This is a genomic window from Cupriavidus sp. WKF15 (assembly GCF_029278605.1).
Taxonomy (GTDB): Bacteria; Pseudomonadota; Gammaproteobacteria; order Burkholderiales; family Burkholderiaceae; genus Cupriavidus.
Genome location: NZ_CP119572.1, coordinates 1650502 through 1662983, shown reverse-complemented (window position 1 = coordinate 1662983; position 12482 = coordinate 1650502). Strand labels below are relative to the sequence as shown.

General features: G+C 65.8%; 10 protein-coding genes. 3 read left to right on the top strand and 7 right to left on the bottom strand.

Annotation, left to right across the window (positions count from 1 at the left end):
• Positions 1–41: 41 nt before the first annotated feature.
• The gene (locus tag CupriaWKF_RS07800) at positions 42–1421 is read right to left on the bottom strand and encodes an FAD-containing oxidoreductase (RefSeq protein ID WP_276100416.1); all 1380 of its coding nucleotides are present in this window, start codon (positions 1419–1421) and stop codon (positions 42–44) included.
• Between the two features lie 314 nt (positions 1422–1735).
• Between CupriaWKF_RS07800 and CupriaWKF_RS07795 the strand changes: the two genes are divergently transcribed.
• Positions 1736–3274, top strand: a complete 1539-nt coding sequence (locus CupriaWKF_RS07795) for a CYTH and CHAD domain-containing protein (RefSeq protein WP_276100415.1) — start codon at positions 1736–1738, stop codon at positions 3272–3274.
• Between the two features lie 42 nt (positions 3275–3316).
• Here the strand turns inward: CupriaWKF_RS07795 and CupriaWKF_RS07790 are convergent, their stop codons facing one another.
• Complete coding sequence (locus CupriaWKF_RS07790) at positions 3317–3781, bottom strand: PaaI family thioesterase (protein WP_276100414.1); 465 nt, start codon at positions 3779–3781, stop codon at positions 3317–3319.
• Positions 3782–3973: 192 nt separating this feature from the next.
• Here CupriaWKF_RS07790 and CupriaWKF_RS07785 point away from each other — a divergent pair, with 192 nt between their 5' ends.
• Positions 3974–4216 (top strand): DUF1289 domain-containing protein, encoded by a 243-nt coding sequence (locus CupriaWKF_RS07785; protein ID WP_276100413.1) that lies wholly within the window; start codon positions 3974–3976, stop codon positions 4214–4216.
• Between the two features lie 15 nt (positions 4217–4231).
• Here CupriaWKF_RS07785 and CupriaWKF_RS07780 read toward each other — a convergent pair whose 3' ends face one another.
• From CupriaWKF_RS07780 to CupriaWKF_RS07765, 4 genes are all read right to left on the bottom strand, one after another.
• Positions 4232–4948 carry an MOSC domain-containing protein gene (locus tag CupriaWKF_RS07780; RefSeq protein ID WP_276100412.1) on the bottom strand — a complete coding sequence of 239 codons (717 nt, stop codon included), beginning with the start codon at positions 4946–4948 and terminating at the stop codon, positions 4232–4234.
• Between the two features lie 5 nt (positions 4949–4953).
• A complete protein-coding gene (locus CupriaWKF_RS07775; RefSeq protein ID WP_276100411.1) occupies positions 4954–5673 on the bottom strand; it encodes a glutamine amidotransferase in 720 nt (239 codons plus the stop codon).
• A 97-nt stretch (positions 5674–5770) separates the two neighbouring features.
• On the bottom strand, positions 5771–8239 hold the full coding sequence (locus CupriaWKF_RS07770; RefSeq protein WP_276100409.1) for a penicillin acylase family protein: 2469 nt from the start codon (positions 8237–8239) through the stop codon (positions 5771–5773).
• 126 nt (positions 8240–8365) lie between these two features.
• Positions 8366–9796: an aldehyde dehydrogenase family protein gene (locus tag CupriaWKF_RS07765; RefSeq protein ID WP_276100407.1), complete on the bottom strand. Its 1431-nt coding sequence runs from the start codon at positions 9794–9796 to the stop codon at positions 8366–8368.
• Positions 9797–9985: 189 nt separating this feature from the next.
• On the opposite strand from CupriaWKF_RS07765, the gene CupriaWKF_RS07760 reads away from it, so the two are divergent.
• Positions 9986–10606 (top strand): hypothetical protein, encoded by a 621-nt coding sequence (locus tag CupriaWKF_RS07760; RefSeq protein WP_276100406.1) that lies wholly within the window; start codon positions 9986–9988, stop codon positions 10604–10606.
• Between the two features lie 91 nt (positions 10607–10697).
• Here CupriaWKF_RS07760 and CupriaWKF_RS07755 read toward each other — a convergent pair whose 3' ends face one another.
• Entirely contained in the window at positions 10698–12320 is a 1623-nt protein-coding gene (locus CupriaWKF_RS07755; RefSeq protein ID WP_276100405.1) for an ABC-F family ATPase, read from the bottom strand.
• Positions 12321–12482: the final 162 nt, after the last annotated feature.

Sequence of the window (12482 nt, the reverse complement as noted above, 5' to 3'; positions counted from 1 at the left end):
CCGCCCTGGCTTCACAACCCAACGGTCGAGGGAGATGCCGCCTAGACTTGCGTGCGCAACTCCTGCAATAGCGTCGGTACCAGCTCGGACACGGTCGGATGGATGTGCATCGCGCGGCTGATGGTCGTATAGGGGGCCCGGGCATACATGATGTCGAGCAGCGAATGAATCACCTCGTCGCCGGTCAGGCCGAGGATCGCGGCGCCCAGGATCATCCGGGTGTCGGCGTCGACCACCACCTTCATGAAGCCCTGGCTCTCGCCTCTTTCCACGGCCCGCCCGACTCGGCTCATCGGGCGAGTGCCGACCAGTACCCGGCGTCCGGATTGCCGCGCCTCCAGTTCGGTCATGCCGGCGCGGCCGAGCGGCGGGTCGATAAACATGGCATAGGCTGCGACACGGTCGGCCACCGTGCGCGGGTCGTTATCGAGAAGGTTGCCTGCGACGATCTCGTAGTCGTTGTACGAGGTATGCGTGAAGGCGCCGCGGCCGTTGCAATCGCCTAGCGCCCAGATGCCGGGGACATTGGTGCGCAACTGCTCGTCCACCTTGATATAGCCGCGCGCATCGGTTTCGACCCCCGCCTTGTCGAGCCCCAGATCGTCCGTGTTGGGCACGCGCCCGACCGCCAGCAGCAGGTGCGAGCCATGGACCTCCGGCGCGCCGGCGGCGCAATCCAGACCCACGGCAATATGGTCGCCAGCCCTGCGCGCGCTCAGGCAGTTGGCATCGAGCCGGATTTCCATGCCCTCGCCTTCCAGGATCTCCCGCACGGCTTGCGACACATCCTCGTCTTCGCGCTGGATCAGGCGCGGGCCTTTTTCGACGATGGTCACCCTGCTCCCGAAGCGCCGGTACATCTGGCCAAACTCCAGGCCGATGTAGCTGCCGCCGATCACGATCAGGTGTTCCGGCAGGAAATCCACGTCCATCATGCCCGAGTTGGTCAGGTACGGTACCTGATCGAGCCCGGGCATCGGCGGGACCAGGGCCCGGCCACCGACGTTCACAAAGATCTGGTCGCCTTCCAGCAGCTCGCCGTTGACCCTCACGGCGTGCGCGCTCTCGAAGCGGGCGTGCCCCTGATAGACCGTAGCGTTTTCCAGCCCACGCATCCACTGCTCCACACCGCTTCTGGACCGGCCGGAGATTTCGTCCATGCGTGCCTTAACCCGCTTCATGTCGACCGCGACCGCCCCGCCAATCGTCACACCGTACTCGGCAGCCCGCCGCGCCAGTTGGGCGGCGTACGCGCTCGCGATGAGGGTTTTGGTGGGAATGCAACCGGTGTTCACGCAGGTGCCGCCAAAGCGCGCGCGCTCGATGACGGCCAGTTTCATGCCCGCGCCGGCCAGCCGCGCGGCCAGTGCGGGGCCGGCTTGCCCGGTGCCGATGATGATCGCGTCGAATCTTTGAGCCATCACGATTCTCCTTGCCGGGTACCGCGTTCACAGCAGTTAGGGATGACAGGATCCTGCTACCGCCTAACTTTACAACCTGCTCGATTTTTTGCTTCCGCGACTCCAGCACACTTGCGCATGGCACCGCCTTCTGGCCGGATAAGCGCCGGCCGCCAAGTGGCGGCACGCCTTTTGCACAGGTACTGGATCATCGCCAATTTGAATGCCCGAAGCATCGGCTCTCGCTGCAGTCATGCGCAGATCCGGCAATCCGTTGCAAGAACCGGGCGGCGACCCACATGCCTGATAGTGCGCCGTGCCCAAGGAGCAACACCATGGAGAAGGAACTGAAATTCGAACTGGCGGCAGGTCAGGACTTCGCCATGCGCAACCTGCCCGCTCTTCCGGACGTGGAGCAGGATTCGCAACCGCAGCAGGCACTTGAAAGCGAATACTTCGACACCCCGGACTTCCTCTTGTGGCGAAACGGAGCCGCCTTGCGTGTCCGCAGGAACGGCGACCAGCTCGTCCAGACCCTCAAGTCGTCCGGCGAGCAGCGCGGCGGACGCTTCGAGCGCGAAGAATACGAGTCCGTGCTGAAAGAGGCGCGGCCAGATCTCGGGGCCTTGCGTGCTGCGGTGCCAAAGTCTTCTCCACTCTATTGTGTCCTCAAGCAAGGTTCGCTATCAGATCATCTGGTCCCGGTTTTCCGAAGCATGGTCACACGGAAGCTGTGGACGCTGAAACTGGCGAGCGGCGAGGAAATAGAGGTCGCACTGGACAGCGGGCAAGTCACAGCGGCAGAGCAGGCAAGCTCCTTCTCAGAGCTTGAACTGGAACTCAAGCACGGCGATCCGCGGCGCCTTACCGAAATCGGGCTGCAATTTATCGACAAGATACCGATGTCCCTGAGCATGCAGAGCAAGAGCGACCGCGGCTACGACTTGCTGGCATCGGACACTCGCCCGGCAGTCAAGGCCCAACCCATTGCGTTGAGAACGAAAGACACTGTGGAAGCAGCCGTCTGCAAAATTTTGCAGAACTGCCTGGATCAGGTACATGCCAACGCACCCCTCGTAGCCACCGGGCATTTGCCCGAGGGCGTGCATCAGATGCGGGTGGGCCTGCGCCGCCTGCGTTCCGCGCTCGATATGTTCGACGATGTGGTCACAATGCCGGAGGCGCTCGCCGATGAAGTGAAGTGGATTGCCGGCGAACTCGGTGAATCCCGGGACTGGCATGTGCTGGCGCATTCAACGCTGCCGCAGGTTGACGCGGGCAAGGACAAGCGCGGCAAGATGGCGGAAGCCCAGGCGGCTGCGGCGGAGGTCGCGAAGGCCCGCCTCGCCAAGGCAACGGCCGCGGTGCAATCGCCCCGCTATGCACACGTCGCCCTTGCACTGGATCACTGGGTCACGACGCCTCCCTGGCGCGATGCGTCCGGCGAGACACGCAGACGGCTTGGGCGACATGTCGGCGGCTTCGCCGATCGGATCCTGCACAAGCGTCATCGCAAGCTCGTGCGCCGAGGACGAGGCCTTCACAAGCTGGATGCGCATCAGCGCCACCGCGCCCGGATCGCAGCAAAGAAACTTCACTACGCGGCCGAGTTCTTTGCTGATCTCTTCAAACCCAAGCGTCTGGAGCCATATCGGCGCGTGCTGGCGACATTGCAGGATGACCTGGGATGGGGAAACGACATGGCGGTGGCGGATCGCTTGCTGGACCATCTGCAGCAGCATCATCGCAAGGCTTCGGATGGGGCGAGCTACGCACGCGGCTTCCTGGCAGCCCGCGTGGCCGACGATCGGGACCATCAACGCAAGCTGTGGAAGCGGTTCCGGAGCACATGCCGACCTGCCAGTCGCCGATGACGGGTTCCACCAGCCCTGGCTTTCCGCCCTGCCTCACGGCCGTCACCCGAACAGCGTGCTGCTCATCAGCGCCTTCGCCACCAGGGTGCCCGCGTCCGATTCCTCGGCGTACACCTCGACATCGCTGATCACCTGCCGGCGGCTACGCCGCACCACGCTTGCAACCGCGCGCAGGCTGGCGCCATTTGCCGGGGCCAGGTACTGGACGGTGAGTGAGCCGGTCGCCCCGCCCTTGACCTGCTCCGGGTCGGCGCCGGAGGCCGCGGCGGCGGCTCCCGCAATATCGATCAGCGTCGCGATCACGCCGCCATGGACGGTGTTGCCGAGGGTGACGTTTTCCGGGCTGTATGGCAACACCAGCTCGACATGCTCCGGCTTCAGCACATCGAGCTGCACGCCCAGTGCCCGCGCGACAGGAGAGCCCATCAGGACCTCCTCCACCATCTGCCGCATGCGCGGGTGTGTCATGGCGGGAACTGCAACGGCTTGGTTGATGGCTTCACGCATCGCTGGCTCCTATCGAAGGTCGACGCAATGCAGCGTACCGGGCACTGCGCGGCGGCTCAACGACCTCCGAGGTAATCGGCACGATTCCATGCTCGCTCGGCGGCAATCACCGCCACTCGGGCCGTTCACGAAACCCGGGACGCCGGGGCAGCCCGTTTATAATGCCCCACTGCGAGCCCTTTCCACTTCTGCATGTCGTCTTCCCCCTCAGATTCCGCCCTGTCCGCCGTCCAGTCCGACGCCACCGGACTGGCTGACCGTCCCGACAGCCCCTGCATCGGCATCTGCTCGACGCTGTTCGACGAAATCTGCCAGGGTTGCGGACGCACCGCGGCGGAAGTCAGCAACTGGGTGTTCCTGAGCGACGAGGAAAAACAGGTGATCTGGGAGCGCATCACCCGCGAGGGCACAGCCCGGCGCTTCCGCCAGGGCTGAGCCCGGCGGGCCGCTTCAGCCGCCGGCCAGGCGCTTTTCCATGTCTTCGACTTCGTATTTCGCCACGCGCTGGCGGGCCAGCTTGCGCCAGCTCTCGGCCAGCGGCGGCAGTTCGGGCATCTCGGCCAGCGCCGCGTAGTCCAGGCGATCCACATAGAGCACGCGCAGCAAACGCGCCAGGCTCCACGCCGGATACGGACGGCTGGCCAGCGTCAGCCCATCGCCCGCGCGCACTTCGCCCTCCTCCAGCACGCGGTAGTACCAGCCCGTGCGCAGGCTCTGCTGCACGGCGCGCGACATGCCCGCGTAGCCGAAGCGATGGTTCAGCTTCCAGCACGGCTGGCGCGCCTGCGACACCTCCACCAGCGCGGAGCCAAGACGGAAGCGGTCGCCAACGCAGACATCCGCCTCGATCAGCCCGGTGGTGCTCAGGTTCTCGCCAAAGGCGCCCGGCGCCGACAGAACCGAACCGGCCTGCGCGGCCACGCCCGCAAGCTCGGCCCGCCAGGCGGGGTAATGGTCATACGCGTAGTGATGGAGCGCCTTTTCCGGGCCGCCATGACGCTTGGGGTCGCCCTGGCCATCCCCAGACAGGCCGAGTACCGTCACCGGCACCGATCCGGCCAGCGGCCGCTTGTCGATGCCGCTTGGCACGCCCTTCGGGCCGAACGGGCGAACCTGGCCGACCAGGACCGTATCGACCGAGACGCCGCGCAACGCGGGCGCGTTCATCCCCCTCACAAGCCGGCCTCATCCAGCCAGCGGGCAAACATGCGCCGGCCGGCCGCCGCGACGGACTCGCCGACTTCCGCGGTACGCGCACGGATGGTGCGCGGATCGATGCCCGACTTGCCCAGTTCCACCGTGTGCCCGATCAGCCAGGCCTCGATATCGCGCGGCAGCACCTCGGGATGGAACTGCAGGGCCAGGACCTGCTTGCCGATGGCGTACGCCTGGTGAGGTACCGCGGCCGTCGAGGCCAGCAACTCCGCACCGTCCGGCAGATCGAAGGTGTCGCCGTGCCAGTGCAGGACTTCCCAGTTGGCCGCGGCCAGCTCCGCCAGCGCCGAATCGCGGCCGCGCGCCGTCGGAACGATCGGCGCCCAGCCGATTTCGCGGGTCCCCGGATAAACGCGCGCGCCGCAGGCCCGTGCAATCAGTTGCGCCCCGAGGCAAACCCCGATCACCTTGCCGCCAGCGGCAAGGCGCGTGCGAATCAGCGCGATTTCCTGCTCGAGCCACGGATAGGCTTCGGTCTCGTAAACGCCGATCGGGCCGCCCAGCACCAGCAGCAGGTCGGGCGGATTGTCGGCGATGGGCCGCAGGTCATCCACGCCCGCCTGGAACACCTGCAGGGCGTGGCCGCGCGCGCGCAGCGCTTCGGCAACCACGCCGCCGTGTTCAAAGGCGACGTGCTGGATGATGTGGGTGGTACGCGAAGGGGTGGACGTTGCCATGCACGGCTCCTGCCGATGGGATGGCCCGCCATGGTACCGCCATTCGCTTGAGGACGTCCGATCACCCGGCTGCTTGCCGCGACTGGCCTCTTACCCCTTACCTCGCCGTTGCAGGCTCGAGCACCAGCGTGTCGAACGGCTCGCGCGCAGGCTCGCGTCGCCGCGCGAGCGTAATGTACTCGACGGCCGCCCACTTGCCCGTCCAGTCGCGGTAGTTCGGCGACACCGGGTTGCCCGACTGCCCGGTCGAGTCCATGAAGCGCGACGCCTCCAGCTCGGCCAGGTCATAGAGCGCGCGCAGGCTTGCGGCGTGCGTGCTTTCGAACGGGGCCTGTTCGTCGCGCGGGTTGTTGCGCCCGGCATTGACCGTGTAGGTGTCCCCCCCGGTCGGCACGCGCAGGTTGAACAGACCCGACAGGTACGGCTGCTTGCCGAACGGCTTGTGCTCGGAGCGGGCCGTATGCGCCTTGCCCCAGCGCCATTTGCCAGGATTGTCGCCATAGCGCCGCGACAGGTCGACAAGCGCCAGCGTCCACGCGTCGGCCACGGCATCGTCACAGGACTCATGCTCCGTCGTACCGGACTTGTCGCACCAGAAGCTGCCCAGCGAACCGGGCCCGGCGGCATTGCGCAGGATATTCAGCATGGGCTGCTGCACATTGCGCTGCTCCCACATGCGCACGAACAGCGCCTCGCCGACCTTGTCCTCGAACAGCCGGCGCGACAGCTCGCGCAGCCAGGCGGAGACCACGAGCGGCTCCGGTGCCGCGGCGTCCATGGTGCCGTCCCACTTGCGCAGCGCATCGAACAGCTCGCGTTCGCGCTGTGGCCGGTTGGCGTCATTCGCAACCGGCGAGGCCAGCAGCAGCGGCAGAAAATCGCGCATCGACAGCGACACCACGTCTTTCTGGATCGCGCCGAATGACTCGAACGTGTGGCGCGGCACGGCATCAAGCAGCGCGCGGATGCGCTGGTAGCGATACGGCACGGTCCATTCGCTCGTGATGAAGTAGGGATAGTCGGGCCCCACGATACGCTGGTTCGCGGTGACGATAATGCCGTTGGGCGGGTTGTAGGCGCGCGGCAGGTGCTCGAACGGGATGAAGCCGTTCCAGTCATAGCGCGCATCCCAGCCCGGGGCCGGCGCCAGGCCCTTGAGATCGTTGTCGGCGCGGCGCAGAGGAATACGCCCGGGCGCGATGAATCCGATATTGCCGTCCACGTCCGCATAGACGATGTTCTGCTGCGGCGCGTGGAAATCGCGCAGCGCCTGCGTGAAACTTGCCCAGTCGGTGGCCAGGTTGATCTTCAGCCCGGCCTGGAACGTGCGGTCATCTGGACGCAGCGCCGTCCACTGGAACGCCACGACGTAGCGGGCACCTAGCGGCGCCGCGGCATTGGCGACGGGCTCGGACACATCGGAGATGACCGGACCATGGCGCGTTTCGCGCACGGTCAGCGTGACATCGGCCGCGCCCTTGACATGGATGGTCTCGGCACGCGTCACGAATGCCGCCCAGCCGTCCGGCGTCTGGTAGTTATCGGTGCTGCCCGGCTGCAGGCGTTCGAGGAACAGGTCCTGCACATCCGGCGCGGTATTGGTGAAACCCCAGGCGATGCGCGCGTTATGGCCCAGCACGACCACGGGCGCGCCCGGCAGCGTGGCGCCGGCCACGTCCAGTCCCGGTGCCTGCAGACGGGCCAGGTACCAAAGCGCGGGCGCCTGCAAACCCAGGTGCGGGTCATTGGCCAGCATGGGCTTGCCCGACTGCGTGTGCGCACCGGACACGACCCAGTTGTTCGACCCCATTCCTTCCACATAGCTGGCCGGCGCCATCTCGCCGACGCGGGCCAGCGCAGAGGCCAGCGGGGCCAGGTGGCGGTACAGGTTGCCGTAATCGAGCGTCCGCACGGGCCGCTCTCCCGGATACGGTGCCAGCAGCTCGCTGATGCGCGCGGTGGGCAAGACCTGCGACAGCGCCATGCGCAGGGTCTCCTGGGTCCAGTTGCCACCCAGGTCCCAGGCCATCATGGTCTGCCAGCCAAGGGTATCGGCGGGCTCCCAGTGTTCGGGGCGCGTCTGCAGGATCACGAACTCCGGCGGCAGCGGGCCCTTGCGCTGGTCGATATAGGCATTCACGCCGGCCGCGTACGCCTGCAAGGCGGCGCGCGTGCCGGGTTCGAGCTGCGCGAAGATGGCCTCGGCATTGCGGCGCACGCCCAGCGTGCGCAGGAAACGGTCGGTATCGAGCGCCTTGGGCCCGAGGATCTCGGCGAGCCGGCCGGCCACGACGCGCTTGTTCATCTGCATCTGCCACAGGCGGTCCTGCGCATGCACGAAGCCCAGCGCGTAGTATGCGTCCAGCCGCGAGGCGGCCTGGATGTGCGGCACCGAGTTGCGGTCGCGCACGATGGTGACGCGCCCCTTCAGCCCCGGCAGCGCCAGGGTGCCCGCGGACTGCGGCTGCGACGCCTGTCGATACCAGATATAGCCGCCCGCCAGCGCTGCCACGGAAACCAGTAACAGCACCGCCACCAGCCAGGCCAGCCGTCCGAACCAGCGCATCTGTCATCTCCCCCTGAAGATTTTTGTCTGGCGGCAATTATCGCCACGAATGGGCTCAAATAAAAAGCCAAAAAGCCCCGCATGCTGCCATGCGGGGCCTTGTGCCGGAACGCCCGCAGGGGGCACTCAGGCCGGCTTCTTGAATTGCAGGGACTTGTACTCGAGGAATTCCTCAAGCCCATATTTGCCGGCCTCGCGCCCGTTGCCGGATTGCTTGTAGCCGCCAAACGGCGCCTGCATATTGAACGGGCCGCCGTTGATATCGACCTGGCCGGTACGGATGCGCCGCGCCACGCGGATCGCACGCGCCTCGTCACCGCCCCATACACCGCCACCGAGGCCGTAGATGCTGTCGTTGGCGATACGCACGGCCTCTTCCTCCGTGTCGTAGCAGATGATGGAAAGCACCGGTCCGAAGATCTCTTCCTGCGCCACGGTCGCGCGCGGCTCGACATTGCCCAGCACCGTCGGCTTGACGAAGAAGCCCTTGCCGAGTCCGGCCGGGGTCTCCGGCCCGCCCGCCACCAGCTCTGCCCCTTCTTCCAGGCCGCGGCGGATATAGCCGGTCACGCGGTCCTTCTGCACGGCGGAAATCAGCGGCCCGAGCCTGGTGGTTTCCTGCAGCGGGTCGCCGACGGTAAAGCCTTCGACCACCTTCGCGGCAATCGCCTTCACTTCGTCATAGCGGTTGCGCGGCACCAGCATGCGGGTATGCGCCGAGCAGGTCTGCCCGGAGTTCAGGAAGCACGCATTGATGGTGCCCTTGACCGCCGCGGCCAGGTCCGCATCGTCCAGGACCACCGAGGCGGACTTGCCGCCCAGTTCCAGCGCCACGCGCTTGACGGTCTGCGAAGCCAGTTCCGACACGCGCTTGCCGGCCCGGGTGGAGCCCGTGAACGACACCATGTCGACCTCGGGATGGCTGGCCAGTACCTCGCCGACCACCGGGCCATAACCCGTCACCAGGTTGAACACGCCCGGCGGCAGGCCGGCTGCCTCGATCACCTCTGCCAGCACGAATGCATTCAGCGGCGCCACTTCCGACGGCTTGAGCACGACCGTGCAACCGGCCGCCAGCGCGGGCGCCACCTTCAGCGTGATCTGGTTGAGCGGGTAGTTCCACGGCGTGATCGCCGCCACCACGCCGACCGGCTCGCGCACGACCAGCGAATTGCCCACCTCCTCCTCGAAATCAAAGTCCTCCAGCAGCTTCGCGGCCTGGCCCCAGTTGTAGACAGGGCCGCCTACCTGGATCGCGCGCGCCAGCTTGATCGGCATGCCGACCTCGCCCGCGATCAGCTGGGCCAGTTCCTCGGTCCGTGCCTTCATGCCTTCGGCGATCTTGCGGATATAGTCGGCGCGTACTGCCGGGGGCGTGCTGGCCCAGCCGTCAAACGCGGCACGGGCAGCCTGGATCGCGTCTTCCGCGTCGCGTGCGCTGCCTTCGGGGATGCGGCCCATGACCGCTTCGGTGGTGGAGTGGATCACGTCGATCAGCCCGGTGCCGTGCGGGCTGACCCACTTGCCGTTAATGAAGAGTTTGTCTCGTTGTTGCATGGCCACAGTTGTCAGATTGGTCAATCAGCGGTTGCAAATTTTTTGTTACTTTTATGGTGCACGCACATTGTAGAGCGGATTGCGGCGGGCGTTTTTTTGCGCCGCGCAAACGCCAGGACACAAATGGCGATAATCGGCCGGCCCCGAGGGTTCTCGCGAGGGCGGCCGATACATAACAGGGAGCGAGACGTGGTCAACCCCATTTACCGCAAGACCGAAGCCGGCCTTGACGAGATCAAGACGCGCGCGCGCAAGCTCGATCACAAGCTGCGCGCCCTGCTGCTGATCGTCAATGGCGAGCGGCGCGAAGAGGAACTGCTCTCGCAGCTTGACGGCATGGGCGTGGGGCAGGCGTCGCTAAACCAGCTGGTGCAAATGGCCCTGGTCGAGACCGTGCAGGAAGTCGCCCGGACGCTGCCCACCCCGCCACAGGCGGCACCGGCCACCGAGGACAGCAATCTCTTCTCGCTGTATGCGATGCGCCGCGTGGATGCGCCACGGTCCGGGAGCCAGGCGCCGGTGACAGCGCAGGCCCCAGCGTCCGCCGACACGCCCCACTCCGAGGCAGATATCCGGGCCTACCAGCGTCTGTACCACTTCTATACCGACATTGTCAGCCAGCACCTTGGCCTGCGCGGCTACGTCATGCAGGTCAAGGTGGAAAAGGCCACGGACCTTCCGTCGTTGATCGCCCTGCGCGAGCCGTTGCATGCGGCACTTCTCAAGGCCAAGGGGGAGATCACCGCGCAAGCCATCACCGGGCAGCTCGATGAGCTCGTCAAGATGATCGGGATGGACAAAGGCGGCTGAAGCAAAACCTTCCGCAATCAACGCAAAGGCCGCCCGAAGGCGGCCTTTGCGTTGTCATGGTTTCGGGCGCTTAGGGGGCGCTTCGGGGCGCTTAGCCATCGATCCCCTGCGACTGCAGGTACTCGTCATACGTGCCCAGGTAATCCGTCAGCGTGCCGTCGGTACGCACTTCGATCACCCGCGTGGCCAGGCCGCTCACGAACTCGCGGTCGTGCGACACGAAGATCAGCGTGCCCTGGAACTTGTCCAGCGCGATCTGCATCGATTCGATCGACTCCATGTCCATGTGGTTGGTCGGCTCGTCCAGCGCCAGCACGTTATGGCGGCCCAGCATCAGCTTGCCCCAGATCATGCGGCCCTTCTCGCCGCCGGACAGCACCTTGACGTTCTTCTTGATGTCGTCCGCCGAGAACAGCAGGCGGCCCAGCGTGCCGCGCAGCGAGGTCTCGTCATCGCCGGCCTGCGTCCACTGGCTCATCCAGTCCATCACGTCGCGGTCCGTGGGGAACTCCTCGTAGGTGTCCTGCGGCATGTAGCCCACGTTGGCGTTCTCGGCCCACTTGACCGTGCCGCGATCCACCTCCACGCCGCGCTGCACGCCGGTCTGCACCGCGCCGTTCAGCAGGCTGCGCAGCAGCGTGGTCTTGCCCGCGCCGTTCTCGCCGATGATCGCCACGCGCTCGCCAGCCTGGATCGCCATCGACAGGTTGTTGATGATCTTGCGGTCGTAGGTCTTGGTGATGCCTTCCACCTCGACGGCCAGGTTGTGCAGCTTCTTCTCGAACTCGAAGCGGATGAACGGGTTCTGGCGCGACGACGGCTTGATGTCCTCGACCTTGATCTTCTCGATCTGCTTGGCGCGCGAGGTGGCCTGGCGTGCCTTGGACTTGTTGGCCGAGAAGCGGCGCACGAAGTCCTGCAGTTCGCTGATGCGCTCCTTGGCGCGCGCGTTGGCGGCCATCTGGCGCTCGCGGGCCTGCATCGACGCTTCCATGTATTCGTCGTAGTTGCCCGGGTAGACCTTGAGCGTGCCGTAATCCATATCGGCCATGTGCGTGCACACGGAGTTCAGGAAGTGGCGATCGTGCGAGATGATGATCATGGTGGAGTTGCGCTCGTTGAGCACGGTCTCCAGCCAGCGGATCGTGTTGATGTCCAGGTTGTTGGTCGGTTCGTCCAGCAGCAGCACGTCCGGGTTCGAGAACAGTGCCTGCGCCAGCAGCACGCGCAGCTTCCAGCCCGGCGCGACGTCGCTCATCGGGCCCTGGTGCTGGCTGGTGGGAATGCCCACGCCCAGCAGCAGTTCGCCGGCGCGTGCCTCGGCGGTGTAGCCGTCGTACTCGGCGTACTTGGCCTCCAGCTCGGCGGCCTTCATGTAGTCTTCGTCGGTCGCTTCCGGATTCGCGTAGATCGCGTCACGCTCCTGCGCCGCGGCCCACATTTCGGTGTGGCCCATCATCACCACGTCCAGCACGCGCATGTCTTCATAGGCGAACTGGTCCTGGCGCAGCTTGCCCAGGCGAATGCCCGGCTCCAGCATGACGTTGCCAGACGACGACTCGAGGTCGCCACCCAGGATCTTCATGAAGGTGGACTTGCCGCAGCCGTTCGCGCCGATCAGGCCGTAGCGGTTGCCCTCGCCGAACTTGACCGAGATATTCTCGAACAACGGCTTGGGGCCGAACTGCATGGTGATGTTTGCGGTAGAAAGCACGTCTGGAACCTTGTCTGGAAACGGGGTATGGCGCCAATGCGCCAGGCTTGCCGGAACGGGGCAGCGCCGCCGAATGCGATGCGCCCCCGGTTCATGGGAGAACCCGGCAGCAAATGGGGAAATAACCGGTTATTTTACCATCCACACGCCTTTCCGGCGACC